Raw genomic sequence first — 20809 nt, 5'->3', positions numbered from 1 at the left:
ACGTGGCGGGGGCGGCCCCCGCAGGGCGGGCCTCCCCGAAGGCCCGCCGCCACGCCTGGGGGTGAGCTTTGTCTTCGGTTCACAATGCCGGTGTGCCGACGCTGATCGGTTCGGTGCAGAGGGCGTTGAGGCTGCTCGAAGCAGTGGGATCCCATAGCGAGGGAGCCCCGGCGAAACAGCTGGCACGCGAAGCCGGGCTCCCGCTTCCCACCGCGTACCACCTGCTGCGCACCCTCACTCACGAGGGCTATCTGCGCCGGGAGAACGGAGTGTTCGTACTGGGCGACGCCGCCGGGCGGCTCGCCGGTGGCGGACTTCAGCAGAAACGTCGCAGCATGATCCTCGATTCGCTCGCGCACTTCCGCGACGCGGTCGGGGCCCCCGTCTACTTCGCGGTCTACCGCGAGGGCGAGATCGAGGTCGTGGGCGTCTCGGACACCCCGGCCAACCCGGCCTGCGAGGAGTGGGCCGACTTCCGCGCGACCGGTCACGCGCACGCCATCGGGCAGTGCCTGCTCGGCCAGCTCGACGAAGAGGCCCGCCAGGACCATTACGACCGCCACCCGGTCGAGGCCATCACCCCTTATACCGTGAGGGATCTGCGTTCCCTCGAGAACCGGATCGGGGCCCTCGGGCGAATGCAGCCAGTAACCGAACGCCAGGAATATGCCCTCGGCACGGTCTGTGCGGCGATTCCCATCACTGCGGGCGATACCGCTGCAACCATGGCGATTTCTCTACCGCTGCACCAAGAACATCGATTGCCGTATGTGGTCGATCGGCTACGGAGTGAAGTAGGCGCGCTGTTGAGCACCCTCTCGTTCTCTATCAGTATCTGAAAACTCACTCCTTGTGATCTGCTAGCGCTTCCACCACCCTTGTCAAGAGGGCCCTGGGGGATCATTCCTGGCCACTTCCACTACAGCGGGGTAGGCAATGCGCGAGTCCGTACAGGCAGAGGTCATGATGAGCTTCCTCGTTTCCGAGGAGCTCTCGTTCCGGATTCCGGTGGAACTCCGGTACGACGCTCGTGACCCCTACGCAGTCCGCCTGACCTTCCACCTTCCCGGAGACGCGCCCGTGACCTGGGCGTTCGGCCGGGAACTCCTCCTCGACGGCATCAACAAGCCGTGTGGTGACGGGGATGTGCACATCGCCCCCACCGATCCCGAGGAACTGTCCGACGTCCACATCCGGCTCCAGGTGGGCGGCGACCGGGCGCTGTTCCGCGCGAGTGCGGCTCCGCTCGTCGCGTTCCTCGACCGGACCGACCGGCTGGTGCCGCTCGGTCAGGAGCGGAACCTGGGCGATTTCGAGGAGAGCCTCGACGAGGCGCTCATCAAGATCCTCGCCGAGTCGAAGCAGAACGAGCAGAACGCGGGCTGACGCACACTGCAGAACAGCTGACGCACCACTGCAGAACAACGGCACATGCAATACGGGCTACACCTTCAACACCTGCTGCAACACCGGCCACACCTGAAACACAGGGAATGCCGACGTCCGCTGACCGACGGACGAATCCGGCCGATCACCAATCACCAGGACCGGCTCAGCGGGTCGATGCGCCGAGCGCCACGGCCCACCGGCTTTCCCGGGCAGCACCGCACGCGATCCGACCCGTCGCGTCCAACGATGCAGATGCCCTTCGCCCCGTTCGGCGAGAACCCCGTTCGGCGAGAACCGTCATTCAGCGCTTGCGCCGCCGGCCCCGGCCGCCGCGGACCGGCCCCGAGGCCGGCGAGGCGGTCGGGGACCCCGGCCGGTCGGCCGAAACGACCAGCGCGGCCAGTGCCGTGGTCACCGGGACCGAGGCCACGAGCCCGATCGAGCCCACGAGGGTCCGTACGATCTCCTCCGCGACCAGCTCGCTGTTGGCCACGGACCCCATGCTGCTGTTCGCGATCGAGAACAGGAGAAGCAAGGGCAGGGCGGCGCCCGCATAGGCCAGGACGAGCGTGTTGACCACCGACGCGATGTGGTCGCGGCCGATCCGGATGGCCGCCCGGTAGAGCCCGCGCGGGCCCATCGACGGGTCGGCCTGGTGGAGTTCCCAGACTGCCGAGGTCTGGGTGACCGTCACGTCGTCGAGCACGCCCAGGGATCCGATGATCACGCCCGCGAGCAGCAAACCGCTCATGTCGATCTGCGGGTAGAGCCCGTGGATCAGCCCGGTGTTGTCATCGGTGTTGCCGCTGAGGAACGCCCAGTCGATGAACACCGAGCCCAGCAGCCCGATCAGCAGCAGCGAGACCAGCGTGCCGAGGACGGCGACCGAGGTGCGCGCCGTCAGCCCGTGGCACATGTACAGGGCGATCAGCATGATGGCGCTCGCGCCGATGACCGCGACGAGCAGCGGATTCGAACCCTGGAGGATGGCCGGGAGGATGAACAGGGTCAGCACGCCGAAGCTGACGGCCAGCGCGATCAGGGCGAACACCCCGCGCATCCGCCCGACGAGCACGACCGCGAGGGCGAAGATGCCGGCGAGCAGGGCCAGCGGGAACTTGCGGTTCACGTCGATCACCGAGTACTGGAGGTCGTGCGGGGCGTCGGGCGCGTAGGCCACGACCACCTCCTGCCCCTTCTCCAACTGCCGCGGCGCACCCGGCTGGACGACCTCGACGAAGGTCCGTCCCTTGTCCCCGCCCGTGCGGACCTCGACAGTGGCCTTCTTGCACTCGCCGGTCTGGGCGGCCTGCGCCTCGCGCCCCTCGGGGGTGGAGGTGTCGCCCGTCGGAGGTACCTGCGAGGCGTTCACGGATTTGCAGTCGACATGCTCCAGTGACACGACCGCGCCCTGTTGGGTCTGCCGGTCGAAACCGACCCCCGTGCGCTCGTGGGCGGGTGCTCCGCCCGGCCAGAGCACGGCCATGCCGACGAAGACGGCGGCGGCGAAGGGGATCAGTACGGCCGCGATGACCTTGCGCAGGTGCTTCGAGCCGGGGGCCGCCGGACCGTGGCCATGGCCGTGTCCATGTCCGTGTCCGTGGCCCTGTGCGTGCCCGTGTCCGTCGTGGTCGGGGCCGGGTGGACGCCCGGAGGCGCGCCCCGGACCCCGGCGCTCGTGGCCGGTGTGGTCGTGGGGCTCGCTGGGCTTCGTGGGGGGATGCGGCGAAGACGTCACCGGCAGATCATCGCAAGAGATGAGGGGGCCCACTGTTCAGCACGCCATGGATGGCGCTAGCGTGGGGGCTACTTTGCACAACGCGGGAGCTCGGAGCACCGGGCTGAGAGGGCGCTGATCACCGTACGCACATCACAGATGTGTACGGGAGGAGGCTGCGTCGACCGCCGAACCTGTTACCGGGTAATGCCGGCGTAGGGAGATCAGGTCTCATGACCATTCAGGACGACGCACGCACGCCTGCCGTCAGCCAGGACGACGACGGCCAGACCGAGCGCCAGCCCGGCTGGCACAAGGGATACCTGGCGGGCTCCCGCCCCGACATCCGGGTGCCGGTCCGCCAGGTCCACCTCACCAACGGCAAGGACGTGACGCTCTACGACACGTCCGGTCCGTACACCGACCCCCAGATCGAGACCGACGTCCGCCGGGGCCTGCCCCCGCTGCGCGAGAACTGGATCATCGGTCGCGGCGACACCGAGGAGTACGCGGGCCGCCCCGTGCGCCCCGAGGACGACGGCATCAAGCACACCTCGCCGCGCGGCGGGCTCAAGAACCTCGACGCGGTCTTCCCGGGCCGCCCCCGCCAGCCCCGCCGGGGCCGCGGCGGCGCCGCCGTCACGCAGCTCGCGTACGCCCGCCGGGGCGAGATCACCCCGGAGATGGAGTACGTCGCGATCCGCGAGAACGTCTCCCCCGAGGTCGTCCGCGAGGAGATCGCCGCAGGCCGCGCGGTGCTTCCGGCGAACGTGAACCACCCGGAGATCGAGCCGATGATCATCGGCAAGCGGTTCCTGGTGAAGGTCAACGCCAACATCGGCAACTCCGCCGTCACCTCCTCCATCGAGGAGGAGGTGGAGAAGATGACCTGGGCCACCCGCTGGGGCGCGGACACGGTCATGGACCTCTCCACGGGCCGCAACATCCACACCACCCGCGAGTGGGTCCTGCGCAACTCCCCCGTGCCGATCGGCACCGTGCCGCTCTACCAGGCCCTCGAGAAGGTCGACGGCCGTGCCGAGGACCTGACCTGGGAGATCTACAAGGACACGGTCATCGAGCAGGCCGAGCAGGGCGTCGACTACATGACGGTGCACGCCGGCGTGCTGCTCCCGTACGTCCCGCTGACCGCCCGCCGCAAGACCGGCATCGTCTCCCGCGGCGGCTCGATCATGGCCGCGTGGTGCCTCGCGCACCACAAGGAGAACTTCCTCTACACGAACTTCGAGGAGCTCTGCGAGATCCTCGCGACGTACGACGTCACCTACTCGCTCGGTGACGGCCTGCGCCCCGGTTCGATCGCGGACGCCAACGACGCGGCGCAGTTCGCGGAGCTGAAGACGCTCGGCGAGCTCAACACGATCGCCAAGCGCCACAACGTGCAGACCATGATCGAGGGCCCGGGCCACGTCCCGATGCACAAGATCAAGGAGAACATCGACCTCCAGCAGGAGATCTGCGAGGAGGCGCCGTTCTACACGCTCGGCCCGCTGACCACGGACGTCGCGCCCGCGTACGACCACATCACCTCTGGCATCGGCGCCGCGATGATCGCCTGGTGGGGCACCGCGATGCTCTGCTACGTCACGCCCAAGGAGCACCTGGGCCTGCCCAACCGCGACGACGTGAAGACCGGCGTCATCACGTACAAGATCGCGGCGCACGCCGCCGACCTGGCCAAGGGCCACCCGGGCGCCCAGGACTGGGACGACGCCCTGTCGGACGCGCGGTTCGAGTTCCGCTGGGAGGACCAGTTCAACCTGGCCCTCGACCCGGACACGGCCCGCGAGTTCCACGACGAGACCCTTCCCGCCGAGCCGGCCAAGACCGCGCACTTCTGCTCCATGTGCGGCCCGAAGTTCTGCTCCATGAAGATCTCGCAGGACATCCGCCGCGAGCACGGCGGTGACCTGAAGGCCGAGGAGATCGAGGCGGGCATGGCGGAGAAGTCCGCCGAGTTCGCGGCCTCGGGCAACCGCGTGTACCTGCCGCTGGCGGACTGACCTCCGCTTCGGGGCACGACGGAAGGGCCCGCGACACCGAGGGGGGAGTCGCGGGCCCTTTCCCGCCGTCCAGGACGTATGCGGCGGTCAGGCGGGGACCTGGGCGGCCAGGCCCAGCTTGCGCCGGGCGAATTCGAGGTTCGCGAGGATCCGGTCGTGCTCCTCCAGGGGGAGGCTGCCTTCCTCGAGGAGGCGCTGGCAGCACTCCAGCGATTCCTGGTACTCGCCCACCCAGTACGAGGCCACAGCGAGTTCGTCGAGGGCGCGCCACGAGTGCCACGCGAACTCCACGAACAGGATGTCGTCCGGCGGCGGGATCCGCACCGCCTGCCGGGCGAACGTGTAGGCGAGCGGCCAGCGGCCTTCGAGGCGGCAGAGGCGGGCGAGCTCGCCGATGGCCTCGGCGCGCGAGGGGCGGCTCTCGTACGCGCGCAGGAAACGGTCCGTCACCTCGGCCTGCGGCCTCTTGAGGTTGGCCGCGAGCCGGGCGGCGTAGAGCCGGGCGCAGTAGGTCTCCTCGACCCAGCCGCCCATGGCGACCCGGTGGTCGTAGGCGGCGAGGGACTTCTCCGGCTCTCCCGCGTCGCGCCAGCTCTGGGCCAGGTAGAAGGCGTACCGGGTGTTGTCGGGTTCCTTCGCCAGCCCTTCGGTGAGGACCTCGGCGTCGCGCAGGTACTTCGCCCGCTGGCCGCCCTCCCGCAGACGCGCCCCGCCGCCGACGGAGAGGATGTTGAAGCCCTCGATCACGTCGCGGGTGTAGTCGGTGCCGCATTCGATGTACTCGTGGAGCACGCCCACGTACCGCCAGGGCAGCCGGTTGGAGACCAGTGCAGGCCGCCAGTGGATGATCGGACCGTCGCGCAGCGCGACCTGGTACGCGTCGAGCGTCAGGTCCGGCATGCGGAACCCGGGCTCGATCTGCATCTCGTCGTCGCCGTCGATGAACAGCAGGTAGTCCGCGCTGGAGCGGGCGAGATCGATCGCCTCGGTGCGGCTTCCGTCGAAACCCTTCCACGGGCGTTCGTACAGGGTGCCGGGCAGGTCGGCGAAGCAGTCCCGGATGACGTCCTGGGTGCCGTCCGTGGACCCCGTGTCCACGATCACCCAGGTGTCGATCAGCGGGCGCACCGACTCCAGGCACTTCCGGATCGTCGGCGCCTCGTTCTTGACGATCATGTTCAGACAGATGGTCGGTTTCACCGCAAACACCCTCTCGTCGGCCGGGACGCGGGCGACGTTAGGGAGTCCGGCGGCCGAGCGGGTGGCGGCACGCCGGTGGCAATATCACGGGATGGTCGGCTTCGCATCCGTTCGTGGGGGCCTGATAGGCCGATCTGTTGATGTGTGGCCCGAAATGCTCAAGATGGCGGGGTTTGCCCCCGTAACTTCCCAAGGAAGATCGAACCCGCGGTCGGGGCATCACCCGTTCCGGTCGCATTCCGTTCCGAAGGAGACCTCCACATGAGTCGTGAGCATCGGACCCGGTCGCCCCTTGGCCCCATTCCCCGCAGCCGGGCATGGATGGCGGGCGGTGCCCTGGCCTCGCTCTCCCTCGTGCTCGTGAGCATGGCGAGCCCGGTCGTCGCCATGACCCGGCCGGCCGCCCCGGCCGTGACCGCAGCCGCCCCCGCGGCCGGCGGAGGCGACGACTGCAAGCGGGACGAGGGTCGTCCCCCGCACGACAAGCCGCTGCACGCCCAGCTCCTGGACAAGTTCCTGGGCGGCGACAACGACGAGGTCTGGGGCGGGGAGGACGGCAAGGGCGGCCACGACAAGTGCCCGTCCGGTGCCACGGGCCCGACGGGTCCCACGGGCCCGACCGGCCCGAAGGGCGACACGGGCGCGACGGGTCCGGCCGGTGCGACGGGTGCGACGGGTCCGCAGGGTCCGACGGGTCCGGGCGGTACGGGCTCGGTGGGTCCGACGGGTCCGCAGGGTGCGACGGGTGCGACGGGTGCGACGGGTCCGCAGGGTCCGACGGGTCCGGGCGGTACGGGCTCGGTGGGTCCGACGGGTCCGCAGGGTCCGACCGGCGCCACGGGTGCGACGGGTCCGCAGGGTCCGACGGGTCCGCAGGGTCCGACCGGCGCCACGGGTGCGACCGGCCCGTCCGTGTGCAGTGATGTTGACGCCTACAAGCCCAGCAACAGCGAGGAGGTCAAGGCCGTACTGACCGGCGGCGTGGCCTACGCGGGTATCCGCAACCTTCAGCCGTCGCCGACCGATTTCATCTGGTATGACCTCACCGACACCGGAGACACGTACCCCGACGGCGCATGCGCCATCTCCATCGCCTCGCAGACCTCATCGGCCGACGGTGTCTCGATCCAGGTGCTGACCGAAGACGGTGCGGTGTACGAAACCACCTGTGAAATCGCCACGCTGGGACCCAACAATGACGGGTTCCCTGCCAACACCCGGATCCTCAACTGCAACGAGGTGTGGACTCTCCTGACCCCGGGTCACCCGGCACCGGGTGACACCGGCCCGACCCCGACCATGAACCGGGTTCACCCTGACCTGCGGAGCCTCAAGCCGCAGACCGCCAAGGGTCTCCACAAGGCCGACAAGGCCGTTCCGGGACACCCGGTCAACAAGAAGGCCCAGCCCGTGCGTAAGTCGCACATGTGACGACCGGGCCTGACCTGACGTAGTACCCACCCGCAGTACCCACGCGGCCCGGAGCACGGTCGGACTCAGTCCGGCTCCTGCTCCGGGCCGCCGGCGTCTGAGCACCTGGTGTCCGGCGATGGATGAACCCGGCCGGGACCCCTCACGCATCCGGGCCGCGCGGCGTCCGTCGCTGCGGGAGCCCGCCATTGGGGGTGCTTCACTGCTCCGATCCGTTGATATGACTGCGCGGCGTCCCCGGCTCCTGACACACGGATCCTCACGATGGCCGAGGTGGTGGCCCCCGGCCCCATCCCACATCGTTCGATCCGGTTTCGAGAAGGAGCGGCGTATATGAGTCCCGAGAACAAGACCAGGTCACCCCTCGGCCCCCTGCCGAAGCGCGGCAGCCTGGTGACCGGCGGAACCGTCGCATCGCTTGCCCTGGTCTTGATGGGAATCGCAGGCCCGGCGGTAGCCGTCGGCCAGTCCGTCCAGACGGCCGGGAGCGCCCGCGCGGCGACCCCGGCGGGCGGGGACTACTGCCCCGACCACAAGCCCAACCACAAGCCGAAGAGCACCGACCTCCGGGGCGGGCCCCAGGGCGGCGACGACAAGTGCCACGAGGGCAAGCGGGGTCCGACCGGACCCACCGGCCCGACGGGTCCCACCGGCCCGACGGGTGCGACTGGTGCGACCGGCGACACGGGCCCCACGGGTCCGACCGGCCCGACGGGTCCGACCGGCGCGACGGGTGCGACGGGTGACACGGGTCCGACGGGTCCGACGGGTCCGACCGGCCCCACCGGCCCGTCGCGGTGCATCGACGTCGACGCCATCGCGGACAACAACGCCTGGGAGGTCAAGGCCGCCCTGACCTCGGACCGCACGGCCTTCGTCGGCATCCGCGACACCCAGGGTTCGTTCAACGGCCCCAACACGACCGAGTTCAGCTGGCACAACCTCACCATCGACCCGCCGCACACGGACTACCCGGCGGACGCGTGCGGGATCTCCATCGCCCACCAGGCGAACAACGTCTCGATCCAGGTGCTCACGGAGTCCAATGAGCTCTGGGAGACGCTCTGCTTCGTCACCAACGTCAGCAACACGCCGGGCACGCGCAACTTCGAGCTCGACTGCACGGACGACGAGAACCCGCAGGACGACGGTGCCGGCCCCTGGGTCCAGCGGATCCCCGGCCCGAGCGGAGTGGTCCCGCTGAGCCGTGCCGCGGTCAAGCCGCAGCACTCGGCGTCGCAGCTGGACGTCCCGAAGGGCATCAACCGCCCCTGAGGCGGCGGGAGCCGGGTCGGTGACCCCGTCACCGGCCCGGCTCCGACCAGGGCGGCCCGGAGCGGCGCCGGAGGGATCACTCCGGCTCGCGCTCCGGGCCGCCGAAGTCCGGGCTCGTGAAGTCCGGCGACGTGTAACCGGGCCGGGGACCCTCATTGGGGGTCCCCGGACTTGTGAAATCAGGCGCCGTGTAGCCCAGTTCGGGCATCCGGCCGCCGCGCCTGCGGGGCCCGGGGAGGCCCGGGCCCGAGCTCGGGTCGGCCAGCGCGTCCCGCAGGAACGGCATGATCCCCCGCTCCAGGAGGGCGTTGCGCCAGGCCTCCCGGGCCCGCGCGACCTCGTCGGGTATCGCCTCGGCCACGTCCGCCGCCACCTCGGTGGAACTGTTGCGGACGGCCGTCACCAGCAGCCCGATCACGGCGACGAGCAGAGCCGCCGCGGTGAGCGCGCCGAAGAGCCAGCCGGCCGTCAGCATCGTTTCGGCGAAGGCGGGTTCGGGCTCGATCATCTTCAGGCTGTAGCCCACGAGCAGGAAGATCAGCATGGCGGTGCCCGCCAGGACGGGTGCGAGGACCGCGACCACGGCGCTGATGCCCGCGCCACCGCCGGTGTCCTGCCCGGTGCCGTCCTCGCCCGTCGTGCCGGGGGCGGACAGCAGTTCGTCGCGCGAATCCTCGCGGATCTTCACGTAGTGGTCGTACTCGGCGGCGGCCGCGGCGATGAGCAGTGCGCGGGCCCCGAGGGCCATGGTGCGCAGCTGTTCGGCGTTCAGGCGTTCGCCGAGCGTGGCGAGCTCGGGCCGTTCGTGCGCGGTGCGCAGCGCCTCGTCGAGGAGCCGATCGAACTCCGGTCGGTCTTCGGTCAGCAGGTGCGGAGCGCTGGTCATGTGCATCCCCCGATGCTCCGTGGAGGCCGATACCCGCGTAGACCCGGGCGCCGGCACAAACGGAGGAGAGCCTGCTACGGATAGAGCGATGGTAGAGCGCCCGTGCCGCAGGTTGACAGGGGCTTTCCGGAAATACCCCGTGCGGGGAACCCTCAGTCGTTCAGCGGGAGTTGCCGGACGAGCAGTTTGCCCGCCATCGTGACCCCGCCGTCCATGGCGATGGCGAGGCCGTCCGCGTACACGTGCGGGCCGTCCACGGCCTCCGGGCCGCGGTTCTCGTCGCCGTCTTCGGTGCCCACTTCGCCGAGCAGGTAGGGGATGGGGCTGTGGCCGTGCACGACGCGGCTGCCGCCGTACGTGCCGAGCAGTTCGCGGACGGCCTGCGGGCCGGTCTCCTCGTCGCGGAAGGCGAACCGCTTGGTGAACTTGCGGAAGAGGTCCCAGGTGATGTCGGCGTCGCCGCGGTTGAGGAGCTCGTGGATGGTGTCGTTGACGTCCTCGATGTTGTCGCCGTAGTCGAGGTACGCGGTGGTGTCGGAGTGCAGCAGCAGGTGGTCCTCGACCAGGACCGCCGCGTCGAGGCGGGACATCCACTGCAGGTGCACGTCCTGGAGGCGTTCCATGTCGGTTCGCTGGCCGCCGTTGAGGAGCCAGGCGGCCTGGAAGGTCGCGGTGCCGGCACCGGACTGGATCGGGGTGTCGCCGAACCGCTTGGCGCCGATGAGCAGCAGTTCGTGGTTGCCCATGAGGGCCTTGCAGTAGCCGCCGGAGGCGGCGGCCTCCGCGGACAGCCGCATGACGAGGTCGATGACGCCGATGCCGTCGGGTCCGCGGTCGGTGAAGTCGCCGAGGAACCAGAGCCGGGCGTTGCCGGCGGACCAGCTGCCGTTCGCGTCGATCAGGCTCTGGGCCCGGAGCTCGTTGACGAGCTCGTCGAGGTAGCCGTGGACGTCGCCGACGACGTAGAGCGGTCCGGGGCCGGTGGGGTCGTCCTGGGGGACGTACTGGACCTGGACGGTGTCGCCGGGGCCGCCGAGTGCGCCGCGGCCGATGACCGGCAGGTCGCGGTAGGTGGGGGTGTAGCCCTCGGGGTCCGCGTCCGCGGGCTCCTCGGGGGCCTTGACCATGCTGATGGGTCCCGGGAGGGGGGCGGCGGCGGGCTCGGCGAAGTGCTCCGCGAAGGGTTCGGCCTGGGGCTCGGCGGCGCCGTCGGCGTAGTACGCGGGGTACTCGCCGTAGACGGGCGCCTCGCCGGGAATCCCCGTGGGCACGGCGTACGGGGCGGGCGCGGTGACGGGTTCGTCGACCGGCACCCGGAAGTCCCGCAGCGTCTCCGTCCGCATCGCGGGTCCCTGACCGGCCCCCTGAGTCATCGACCCCTCCACCACCGTCGCGCTGCCGTGCACCTGCGGACCCTCCTGACCTCCGGGGAGGAGGGTCCGTGATGTCGTGCGCCCATCATAGGAATGCAGCTCGCGCTGTGTGACGCACCAGGGGTGGTGAATCCTGCGCGGAACCAGTCGTTCCTGATGCTTTATCCCGAAATGGGCGTTGTTGATCTCCTCGGCAGTCAGTCCTGTGCCGGGGATCGGGGCGGGCTGACGGTCGTTCGGGGCTGCCTGCGCTGTGACGAGGTACGGATGATCAACTCGGTCGGGACGACCTGTTCCAGGGGCCGTCCGGTGTCCACTCCCTCGATGGCGTCGATGAGGAGCTGCACCACCGCGGTGCCGATGCGCCGGGGCTTGAGGGAGAGCGTGGTGATCGGCGGTTCGGTGTTGGCGTAGACCGTGGACTCGCTGCAGCAGACGAGCAGCAGGTCCTCGGGTACGCGCAGGCCGTAGCGCCGGGCGGCGGCGAGCAGGTCGGTGCCGTTGGGGTCGAAGAGTCCGTAGACGGCGTCGGGCCGGTCGGGGCGGGCGAGGAGCCGGTCGGCGGCGACGGCGCCCGCGCAGGGGTCGTGGGCGGGGTAGGACTCGTAGACGGGGTCCTGGCCGACGCGCTCGCACCAGTTGAGGTAGGCGGTCGTGGAGAGCCGGGTGTAGGTGTCGGTGGTCGTGCCGGTCAGCAGCCCGATCCGGCGGGCGCCGGCGGCGGCGAGGTGGTCGAGCAGGCCCAGGACGGCGGCCTCGTGGTCGTTGTCGACCCAGGCGGTGACGGGGAGGGAGCCCGCGGGGCGGCCGTCGGAGACCACGGGCAGGCCCTGGCGGACCAGTTCGGTGACGACGGGATCGTGGTCGGAGGGGTCGATGACGACGGTGCCGTCGAGGGCGACGTTGGACCACACGTCGTGCCGGGAGGTGGCGGGGAGGATGACGAGGGCGTAGCCGCGGGCGAGGGCGGCCGAGGTGGCGGCCCTCGCCATCTCGGCGAAGTAGGCGAATTCGGTGAAGGTGAAAGGTTCATCCCCGTACGTCGTCACGGTCAGGCCGATGAGGCCCGACTTGCCGGTACGGAGGGTGCGGGCGGCGGCCGACGGGCGGTAGCCGAGGCGGTCGGCGACTTCGCGGACGTGGCGGCGGGTGGCGTCGGGCAGACGTCCCTTGCCATTGAGCGCGTCGGAGACTGTCGTGATGGAGACGCCCGCCGCGGCGGCCACGTCCCTGATGCCTGCCCGGCCCTGTCGGCCGGCGGCCCGCCGGGTGGTCTCGGTCCGGCTCACCTGATGCTTCCCTGCTGCTGTCATGGCGAGCCGATAGTAGGGCTCCGGAGCGGGGGCGGCCTGGGTGCATATGCACCCGTTGACAGGAACGATTCTGCATGGTTCGCCACCCCCAATGACCTTGGAAATGAAGATATTTGGGCGCCGCGGGCGAGGGTGCCGCTTGTCGGCGGGTCCGGGCATGCCAAACCGGTCCGGTCTCGGGCCGGTCTCAACTCACCTGCACGAGGGATGCGCGCCACGGCGCAGGCCACCGGCGCGCGCATATATGCGCGCGCTCCCCCGCATTCCAGGCGCCCCCATTCTCGGAAGAGCGGAATCCTCATAAGGTGAGCAGTATTGAGTCGACGGCGACGTCGTACGGGATGGTCGAGGAGGACCTGCGGTGAGCGAGAAGAGCCCGAAGCTGCGCGCCGAGCTGGACGGCATTCCGACATACAAGCCCGGCAAGCCGGCTGCCGCGGGCGGTGCCGTCGCGTACAAGCTGTCCTCGAACGAGAACCCGTACCCGCCGCTCCACGGGGTGCTGGAGAGCGCGGTCGCGGCGGCCGGCAGCTTCAACCGCTACCCCGACATGGCGTGCACCGGCCTGGTGAACGAGATCGCGGAGCGGTTCGGCGTGCCGGTCGAGCACGTGGCCACGGGCACCGGCTCGGTCGGTGTGGCCCAGTCCCTGATCCAGTCGACGGCCGGGCCGGGCGACGAGGTCATGTACGCCTGGCGTTCCTTCGAGGCGTACCCGATCATCACGCAGATCTCCGGTGCGACCTCCGTCCAGGTGCCGCTGACCGACGGCGACGTGCACGACCTGGACGCGATGGCAGAGGCGATCACCGAGCGGACCCGGCTGATCTTCGTCTGCAACCCGAACAACCCCACCGGCACCGCGGTGCGCCGTGCCGAGCTGGAGCGGTTCCTGGACCGGGTGCCGTCGGACGTCCTGGTGGTGCTGGACGAGGCGTACAAGGAGTTCGTGCGCGACACGGACGTGCCGGACGGCGTCGAGCTGTACCGCGACCGCCCGAACGTGGCGGTGCTGCGTACCTTCTCCAAGGCGTACGGGCTCGCCGGCCTGCGCGTCGGCTTCGCGATCGCCCACGAGCCGGTGGCCGCGGCGCTGCGCAAGACCGCGGTGCCCTTCGGCGTCAGTCAGCTCGCGCAGGACGCCGCGGTGGCTTCGCTGCGCGCCGAGGACGAGCTGATGGGCCGCGTCGGGGCGCTGGTGGGCGAGCGGACGAGGGTCCACGAGACGCTGCTGGCGCAGGGCTGGACGGTGCCGGACACCCAGGCGAACTTCGTGTGGATGCGGCTGGGGGAGCGGACCGCCGACTTCGCGGCGGCCTGCGAGAAGGCCGGTGTGGTGGTCCGGCCCTTCGCGGGCGAGGGCCTGCGGGTCACGATCGGCGAGCCCGAGGCGAACGACCTCTTCCTGCACACGGCGGAGGCGTTCTTCAAGGAGCTGTAGAGCGGCTGGTCGTCAGACCAGTTCCACGCGGATGGGGTCGCCGTCGCGGACGGTGGCCAGCAGGCGGGGGTCGCCGTCGAACGAGCCGAGCACGTTGCACGGGCTCGCCAGGCGGCTCTCGCCTCCGCGCGAGATGGGCGTGGGGCCGTAGGGCAGCGCGAGTGCGTCGCCCTCGGTCCAGAACGCGACGGTGCCGGGCTCGACGACCTGCTGGGCGTCGTGTTCCAGGGCCACGGAGACGCCGGTGTCGAAGTAGACCTCTTCGCCCCAGGTGTTCGCGGAGGCGGAGATCGGGAGGGCCGCGGCCAGCGCCTTGCTGGTCGGGGTCTCGTCGAGGGTTGCGGTGAGCAGGCCCGCAGGCCAGGAGATTCGAATCTGCATGAGCCATATTCAACAATTTGTTGAATCGGTTGGCTAGGGGACCCCCGCTGTGGAGGGATGGAAGGGCGTGCGCAATAATGCTTGTGAATGTGAACGCGTTCACAAGCGTGTCCTGCTTCTCCCGATATGGGGGAACCCGCCAGGCAGACTGCGGCTGTGACCACGGCGACGACAAGGAGAAGACGACGTGGACCTAGCTTTGGCGCCAGAGACATTGGCGCGCTGGCAGTTCGGCATAACCACCGTCTATCACTTCCTCTTCGTGCCGCTGACGATCTCGCTCGCCGCCCTCACGGCCGGCCTGCAGACCGCCTGGGTGCGCACGGAGAAGGAGAAGTACCTCAGGGCCACGAAGTTCTGGGGAAAGCTTTTCTTGATCAATATCGCGATGGGTGTCGTCACCGGCATCGTCCAGGAGTTCCAGTTCGGCATGAACTGGTCCGACTACTCGCGATTCGTGGGTGACATCTTCGGAGCGCCACTGGCCTTCGAGGCGCTGATCGCCTTCTTCTTCGAATCGACCTTCATCGGCCTCTGGATCTTCGGCTGGGACAAGCTGCCCAAGAAGATCCACCTGGCCTGCATCTGGATGGTGTCCATGGGCACCGTCCTGTCCGCCTACTTCATCCTGGCGGCGAACTCCTGGATGCAGCACCCCGTCGGGTACCGCATCAACGAGGAGCGGGGCCGGGCCGAGCTCACCGACTTCTGGCTCGTGCTCACCCAGAACACCGCCCTCACCCAGTTCTTCCACACCATCACGGCCGCCTTCCTGGTCGGCGGCGCGTTCATGGTCGGCATCGCCGCCTTCCACCTCGCGCGCAAGAAGCACGTCCCCGTGATGCGGACCTCGCTGCGGCTCGGCCTGGTCACCCTGATCATCGCCGGAATGGGCACCGCAATCAGCGGCGACCTGCTCGGCAAGGTCATGTTCAAGCAGCAGCCGATGAAGATGGCTGCCGCCGAGGCGCTCTGGGACGGCGAGGCGCCGGCCCCCTTCTCCGTATTCGCCTACGGCGACGTCGAGAAGGGCCACAACAAGGTGGCCATCGAGATCCCGGGCCTGCTGTCCTTCCTCGCCAACGACGACTTCACCTCCTTCGTCCCCGGCATCAACGACGTCAACAAGTCCGAGCAGGAGAAGTTCGGGCCCGGCGACTACCGGCCCAACATCCCGGTCGCCTACTGGGGCTTCCGCTGGATGATCGGCTTCGGCATGGCCTCGCTCGGCGTCGGCGTGCTGGGCCTGTGGCTGACCCGCAAGAAGTTCATGCTGCCGCCGGGGCTGCGGACCTCGGAGGACGAGGTCCCGAACCTGGTCCTCTTCAAGAAGGCGCTGAGCCCGAAGTGGGGACAGCTGTACTGGGTCGTCGCGCTCTGGACGATGGGCTTCCCGCTCATCGCCAACTCCTGGGGCTGGATCTTCACCGAGATGGGCCGCCAGCCTTGGGTGGTCTACGGAGTCCTGCGCACCCGGGACGCGGTCTCGCCGAACGTGTCGCAGGGCGAGATCCTCACCTCCATGATCGGCTTCACGCTGCTCTACGCCGTGCTCGCCGTCATCGAGGTCAAGCTCCTCGTCAAGTACGTCAAGGCCGGCCCGCCCGAGCTCACCGAGGCCGACCTCAACCCGCCCACCAAGATCGGCGGGGACGACAAGAACGCCGACCGGCCGATGGCCTTCTCGTACTGAGGCTGGGGAGACCACACCATGCAACTCCACGACGTCTGGTTCGTACTCATCGCCGTTCTGTGGATCGGCTACTTCTTCCTGGAGGGCTTCGACTTCGGGATCGGCGTACTCACCAAGCTGCTCGCCCGCGACCGCACCGAGAAGCGGGTCCTGATCAACACGATCGGGCCCGTCTGGGACGGCAACGAGGTCTGGCTGCTCACCGCGGGCGGCGCGACCTTCGCCGCCTTTCCCGACTGGTACGCCACCCTCTTCTCCGGGTTCTACCTGCCGCTGCTGATCATCCTCGTCTGCCTCATCGTCCGCGGCGTCGCCTTCGAGTACCGGCACAAGCGGGACGAGGAGCGCTGGCAGACCAACTGGGAACACGCGATCTTCTGGACCTCGCTGATCCCCGCGTTCCTGTGGGGCGTGGCCTTCGCCAACATCGTGCGCGGCGTGAAGATCGACCAGAACAAGGAGTACGTCGGGACCTTCCTCGACCTGCTCAACGTCTACTCGGTCCTCGGCGGCCTGGTCACCCTCACCCTGTTCACCTTCCACGGTGCGGTCTTCGCCTCGCTCAAGACGGTGGGTGACATCCGGGAGCGCGCGCGCAGGCTCGCGGCCCGGCTCGGTGTGGCGACCGCGGTGCTGGCCCTGGCCTTCCTGACCTGGACCCAGCTCACACGCGGAGACGCCAAGAGCCTGGTCGCCATGGCCGTCGCGGTGATCGCGCTGCTCGGGGCCCTGGCCTTCAACCGGGCGGGCCGTGAGGGCTGGTCGTTCGCACTGTCCGGGGTCACCATCGCGGCGGCCGTCGCGATGCTCTTCCTGACGCTCTTCCCGAACGTCATGCCGTCCTCGCTGGACGACGCGTGGAACCTCACGGTCACCAACGCCTCGTCGAGCGCGTACACGCTGAAGATCATGACCTGGCTGGCGGCCGTGGCCACCCCGCTGGTCCTGCTCTACCAGGGCTGGACGTACTGGGTGTTCCGCAAGCGCATCGGTACGCAGCACATCGCCGACGCGCACTGACGCCCGGCCCTCCCGTTCGACCCCCTGCCTCGAGGGATGTTTCACGTGAAACCGATCGACCCGCGCCTGCTCCGGTACGCCCGATCCACCCGCCTCTTCCTGGGGGCGGTGGTGGCCCTGGGCGTTGCCGGCGCGGGGCTGGTCGTCGGTCAGGCGATGCTCATCGCCGAGATCGTGGTCGGCGCCTTCGAGGAGGGGCTGGACGGGGCCGCGCTCCGGACGCCGCTGCTGCTGCTCGCGGCGGTGGCGCTGGGGCGCGGACTGATCGCCTGGCTGACGGAACTGGCCGCCCACCGGGCCGGCGCGGCCGTCAAGTCGGAGCTGCGGGGCAGGCTCCTGGAGCGGGCCGCGGACCTGGGGCCCGGCTGGCTGACCGGGCAGCGGACCGGTTCGTTGGTCTCGCTGGCCACCCGCGGGGTGGACGCCCTCGACGACTACTTCTCCCGCTACCTGCCCCAGCTGGGGCTCGCCGTGGTCGTACCGGCGGCGGTGCTGGCCCGCATCGTCACCGAGGACTGGGTGTCGGCCGCCATCATCGTGGTCACGCTGCCGCTGATCCCCCTGTTCATGATCCTCATCGGCATGGCGACCCAGTCGCGGATGGACCGCCAGTGGCGGCTGCTGTCGCGGCTGTCGGGGCACTTCCTCGACGTGGTGGCCGGCCTTCCGACCCTGAAGGTCTTCGGGCGGGCCAAGGCGCAGGCCGAGTCGATCCGCAGGATCACCGATGACTACCGGCGCGCCACGATGCGCACCCTGCGCATCGCCTTCCTCTCCTCCTTCGCACTGGAGCTGCTGGCCACCCTTTCGGTGGCGCTGGTGGCCGTGACCATCGGCATGCGGCTGGTCCACGGCGGCCTCGACCTCTACACCGGGCTGGTCATCCTGATCCTGGCGCCCGAGGCCTACCTGCCGCTGCGGCAGGTGGGGGCGCAGTACCACGCGGTCGCTGAGGGACTGGCCGCCGCGGAGGAGATCTTCGACGTACTGGAGACCCCGCTCTCCGGCCCCGCCGGGCGGGCGGAGCTGCCGGCCGGGGCTCCGCTGCGGATCGAGATCGACGGGGTCGCCGTCCGCCACGCGGGCCGGGGCGAGGACTCTCCCGGCCCCGTCTCGCTGAGCGTCGGACCGGGGGAGTGCGTGGCCCTCACCGGCCCGAGCGGGGCCGGGAAGTCCACGCTGCTCCAGGTGCTGCTCGGGTTCACGGCCCCGACGGCGGGGCGGGTCCGGGTGGCGGGGGTGGACCTGGCCGAGCTGGCGCCGGAGCAGTGGCGCTCGCGGATCGCGTGGGTGCCGCAGCGGCCGCACCTGTTCGCCGGAACCATCGCCGAGAACGTGAAGCTGGCCCGGCCCGGGGCCTCGGACGCCGAGGTGACCGCCGCTCTGGAGGAAGCCGGGGCGTGGCCGTTCGTCTCCGCACTGCCGCAGGGGACGCAGACCCCGCTCGGCGAGGGCGGTGCGGGCCTGTCCGCCGGCCAGCGGCAGCGCCTCGCCCTGGCGCGGGCGTTCCTCGCGGACCGTCCGGTGCTCCTGCTGGACGAGCCCACCGCAGCCCTGGACGGGGAAACCGAGGCCGGGATCGTGGAGGCCGTGCGCCGGCTCGCCGTGGGGCGGACCGTACTGCTGGTCGTGCACCGCCCGGCGCTGCTCGCGCTCGCCGACCGGGTCGTGGAGGTGCGCCCCGAGGGGCTCTCCCCCGTCGCTTCCACCGTCGCTGCCACTGTCACTTCCGCCGCCACTTCCGCTGTCCCGGCCGCGGCGTCCGCGGACGGCTTCGCGCTCCGCCCCCGGGACCCGCAGCGGGCAGGGGTGCCGGACGCGGATGACGTCCTGCCCGCCGGGCCCGTGCCGGCGCGGGTGCCCGGCGCGAATCCGCTCGGCCGGGTGCGGGCCGCCGCCAAGGCCTGGCAGGGGCGGTTCCGGCTCGGGCTGCTGCTGGGCGCGCTGGCCGTCGGGTGCAGCGTCGGCCTGATGGCCGTGTCCGGCTGGCTGATCTCGCGGGCCTCGGAACAACCGCCCGTGCTCTATCTGATGGTGGCCGTCACCGCCACACGGGCCTTCGGCATGGGCCGGGCCGTCTTCCGCTACGCAGAGCGGCTCGTCTCGCACGACGCCGTCCTGCGGATGCTCGCCGACCTGCGCGTCTCCGTGTACCGGAGGCTGGAGCGCATCGCACCCGCCGGACTGCGCGAGCACCGGCGCGGGGACCTGCTGGCCCGCCTCGTCGCCGACGCCGACGCGCTGCAGGACTACTGGCTGCGCTGGCTGCTGCCGGTCGGCACCGCCCTGATCGTCGGCACGGGTTCGGTCGCCTTCACCGCCTGGCTGCTGCCCGAGGCGGGAGCGGTGCTCGCCGCCGGGCTGCTCGCCGCGGGGATCGGCGTTCCGCTGGTCAGCGGGGCGACCGCCCGCCGCGCGGAGCGCAGGCTCGCGCCCGCCCGCGGCGAACTCGCCACCCGGGTGGCCGATCTGCTCACCGGCACCGCGGAGCTGACCGTGGCCGGCGCCCTGGAGGACCGCAAGGGCCGCACGCGCGAGAGCGACGGCCTGCTGACCCGGATCGCCGCCCGGGGCGCCGCCGCGAGCGGGCTCGGTGGCGGACTGTCCGCCCTGGTGTGCGGGCTCACCGTGGTGGCCTCCGCGGCGCTCGCCGCGAACGCGGTGCACGCAGGGCGGCTCTCCGGCGTGGCCATGGCCGTCGCGGTACTGACGCCGCTCGCCGCGTTCGAGGCGGTGAGCGGACTGCCGCTCGCCGTCCAGTACCGGCAGCGGGTGCGCCGCAGCGCCGAGCGGCTCTACGAGGTCATCGACGCTCCGGCCCCGGTCGCCGAGCCGGAGCGGCCCGCCCAGGCCCCCGCCTCGCCGTTCCCGCTGCGGCTCACCGGGCTCGGCGCCCACCACCCGGGCCAGGAACGGGACGCGCTGAGCGGGCTCGACCTGACCCTGGAGGCCGGCCGGCGCATCGCCGTCGTCGGCCCCTCGGGCTCGGGCAAGACCACCCTGGCCCAGGTCCTGCTCCGGTTCCTGGACCTGCGCGAAGGCACGTACACCCTCGGTGGGAGCGACGTCCGCACCCTCGACGGCGACGACGTCCGCACGCTCGTCGGCCTGTGCGCCCAGGACGCGCACATCTTCGACAGCTCCGTCCGCGAGAACCTGCGCCTCGCCCGGACCGGCGCGAGCGACGAGGAACTGCGCGGGGCGCTGGCCGCTGCCCGGCTCCTGGAGTGGGCGGACGGCTTGCCGGACGGGCTGGACACACTGGTCGGCGAACACGGCGAACGGATCTCCGGCGGCCAGCGGCAGCGCCTCGCCCTGGCCCGGGCGCTGCTCGCGGACTTCCCCGTACTCGTCCTCGACGAACCGGCCGAACACCTGGACCTGGCCACCGCGGACGCCCTGACGGCGGACCTGCTGGCCGCGACGGAAGGCCGTACCACCGTGCTGATCACTCACCGGCTGGCCGGTCTGGAGGCGGTCGACGAGGTGCTCGTACTGGACCGCGGGGACGTCGTGCAGCGCGGCGCGTACGCCGAGCTGGCCGACGCCGAGGGCCCCCTGCGCAGGCTGCTGGAGCGAGAACGGGCAGCAGACGGGACTTTGGCCGACTTTCCCCGCTAATCGGCACTAACTAGTCTCAAGGGCATGTCAGTGCAGGAGTCGCAG

15 protein-coding genes and 1 riboswitch are annotated in these 20809 nt (G+C 70.4%); of the genes, 9 read left to right on the top strand and 6 right to left on the bottom strand.

All coding sequences use genetic code 11. The features are described 5' to 3' along the window. Window positions 1-92 precede the first annotated feature (92 nt). Window positions 93-839 (top strand): IclR family transcriptional regulator, encoded by a 747-nt coding sequence (locus ACIGFK_RS07955; protein WP_376656166.1) that lies wholly within the window; start codon window positions 93-95, stop codon window positions 837-839. A gap of 97 nt (window positions 840-936) precedes the next feature. After that, window positions 937-1386, top strand: coding sequence for an SsgA family sporulation/cell division regulator (locus ACIGFK_RS07950; RefSeq protein WP_376656167.1), 450 nt, complete (start codon window positions 937-939; stop codon window positions 1384-1386). A 304-nt stretch (window positions 1387-1690) separates the two neighbouring features. Here ACIGFK_RS07950 and ACIGFK_RS07945 read toward each other — a convergent pair whose 3' ends face one another. Continuing rightward, window positions 1691-3127: a YibE/F family protein gene (locus ACIGFK_RS07945; RefSeq protein WP_400050963.1), complete on the bottom strand. Its 1437-nt coding sequence runs from the start codon at window positions 3125-3127 to the stop codon at window positions 1691-1693. Between the two features lie 72 nt (window positions 3128-3199). Then, window positions 3200-3345: riboswitch (TPP riboswitch) on the top strand. Here ACIGFK_RS07945 and thiC point away from each other — a divergent pair. Continuing rightward, entirely contained in the window at window positions 3340-5130 is a 1791-nt protein-coding gene (gene thiC / locus ACIGFK_RS07940; RefSeq protein ID WP_376656169.1) for a phosphomethylpyrimidine synthase ThiC, read from the top strand. Its footprint overlaps the riboswitch before it by 6 nt. 87 nt (window positions 5131-5217) lie before the next feature. On the opposite strand, the gene ACIGFK_RS07935 is transcribed toward thiC, so the two are convergent. Beyond that, on the bottom strand, window positions 5218-6330 hold the full coding sequence (locus ACIGFK_RS07935) for a glycosyltransferase (RefSeq protein WP_376656170.1): 1113 nt from the start codon (window positions 6328-6330) through the stop codon (window positions 5218-5220). 261 nt (window positions 6331-6591) lie between these two features. Here ACIGFK_RS07935 and ACIGFK_RS07930 point away from each other — a divergent pair, with 261 nt between their 5' ends. Further along, on the top strand, window positions 6592-7761 hold the full coding sequence (locus ACIGFK_RS07930) for a hypothetical protein (RefSeq protein ID WP_400050961.1): 1170 nt from the start codon (window positions 6592-6594) through the stop codon (window positions 7759-7761). Between the two features lie 333 nt (window positions 7762-8094). After that, a complete protein-coding gene (locus tag ACIGFK_RS07925) occupies window positions 8095-9036 on the top strand; it encodes a hypothetical protein (protein WP_400050960.1) in 942 nt (313 codons plus the stop codon). A 76-nt stretch (window positions 9037-9112) separates the two neighbouring features. Here ACIGFK_RS07925 and ACIGFK_RS07920 read toward each other — a convergent pair whose 3' ends face one another. From ACIGFK_RS07920 to ACIGFK_RS07910, 3 genes are all read right to left on the bottom strand, one after another. After that, complete coding sequence (locus tag ACIGFK_RS07920; RefSeq protein ID WP_400050958.1) at window positions 9113-9928, bottom strand: hypothetical protein; 816 nt, start codon at window positions 9926-9928, stop codon at window positions 9113-9115. A 146-nt stretch (window positions 9929-10074) separates the two neighbouring features. Then, window positions 10075-11295: a metallophosphoesterase gene (locus tag ACIGFK_RS07915; protein ID WP_376656195.1), complete on the bottom strand. Its 1221-nt coding sequence runs from the start codon at window positions 11293-11295 to the stop codon at window positions 10075-10077. A gap of 197 nt (window positions 11296-11492) precedes the next feature. Beyond that, on the bottom strand, window positions 11493-12608 hold the full coding sequence (locus ACIGFK_RS07910; protein ID WP_376656175.1) for a LacI family DNA-binding transcriptional regulator: 1116 nt from the start codon (window positions 12606-12608) through the stop codon (window positions 11493-11495). 361 nt (window positions 12609-12969) lie between these two features. Here ACIGFK_RS07910 and hisC point away from each other — a divergent pair, with 361 nt between their 5' ends. Further along, on the top strand, window positions 12970-14049 hold the full coding sequence (gene hisC / locus ACIGFK_RS07905; RefSeq protein ID WP_376656176.1) for a histidinol-phosphate transaminase: 1080 nt from the start codon (window positions 12970-12972) through the stop codon (window positions 14047-14049). Window positions 14050-14061: 12 nt separating this feature from the next. Here hisC and ACIGFK_RS07900 read toward each other — a convergent pair whose 3' ends face one another. Then, entirely contained in the window at window positions 14062-14430 is a 369-nt protein-coding gene (locus tag ACIGFK_RS07900) for a cyclophilin-like fold protein (protein WP_267033806.1), read from the bottom strand. Window positions 14431-14617: 187 nt separating this feature from the next. On the opposite strand from ACIGFK_RS07900, the gene ACIGFK_RS07895 reads away from it, so the two are divergent. From ACIGFK_RS07895 to cydD, 3 genes are read left to right on the top strand one after another with little or no spacing between them, the layout of a single operon-like run. Continuing rightward, on the top strand, window positions 14618-16123 hold the full coding sequence (locus tag ACIGFK_RS07895; protein WP_400050955.1) for a cytochrome ubiquinol oxidase subunit I: 1506 nt from the start codon (window positions 14618-14620) through the stop codon (window positions 16121-16123). Between the two features lie 18 nt (window positions 16124-16141). Then, window positions 16142-17143, top strand: coding sequence for a cytochrome d ubiquinol oxidase subunit II (cydB, locus tag ACIGFK_RS07890; protein WP_386467301.1), 1002 nt, complete (start codon window positions 16142-16144; stop codon window positions 17141-17143). 45 nt (window positions 17144-17188) lie between these two features. After that, window positions 17189-20764 carry a thiol reductant ABC exporter subunit CydD gene (gene cydD / locus ACIGFK_RS07885; protein ID WP_400050953.1) on the top strand — a complete coding sequence of 1192 codons (3576 nt, stop codon included), beginning with the start codon at window positions 17189-17191 and terminating at the stop codon, window positions 20762-20764. Window positions 20765-20809: the final 45 nt, after the last annotated feature.

It is taken from the genome of Streptomyces sp. NPDC085524 (assembly GCF_044541755.1).
GTDB lineage: Bacteria > Actinomycetota > Actinomycetes > Streptomycetales > Streptomycetaceae > Streptomyces.
Note: the sequence above shows the minus strand (reverse complement) of the source record. Positions and strands in the feature narration are given on the sequence as shown.

Coding starts and splice junctions, on each gene's coding strand:
- ACIGFK_RS07925 (WP_400050960.1), top strand. CDS start 8,095: ATGAGTCCCGAGAACAAGACCAGGTCACCCCTCGGCCCCCTGCCGAAG.
- thiC (WP_376656169.1), top strand. CDS start 3,340: ATGACCATTCAGGACGACGCACGCACGCCTGCCGTCAGCCAGGACGAC.
- ACIGFK_RS07930 (WP_400050961.1), top strand. CDS start 6,592: ATGAGTCGTGAGCATCGGACCCGGTCGCCCCTTGGCCCCATTCCCCGC.
- cydB (WP_386467301.1), top strand. CDS start 16,142: ATGCAACTCCACGACGTCTGGTTCGTACTCATCGCCGTTCTGTGGATC.
- ACIGFK_RS07915 (WP_376656195.1), bottom strand. CDS start 11,295: ATGACTCAGGGGGCCGGTCAGGGACCCGCGATGCGGACGGAGACGCTG.
- ACIGFK_RS07920 (WP_400050958.1), bottom strand. CDS start 9,928: ATGCACATGACCAGCGCTCCGCACCTGCTGACCGAAGACCGACCGGAG.
- ACIGFK_RS07910 (WP_376656175.1), bottom strand. CDS start 12,608: ATGACAGCAGCAGGGAAGCATCAGGTGAGCCGGACCGAGACCACCCGG.
- ACIGFK_RS07950 (WP_376656167.1), top strand. CDS start 937: ATGCGCGAGTCCGTACAGGCAGAGGTCATGATGAGCTTCCTCGTTTCC.
- ACIGFK_RS07900 (WP_267033806.1), bottom strand. CDS start 14,430: ATGCAGATTCGAATCTCCTGGCCTGCGGGCCTGCTCACCGCAACCCTC.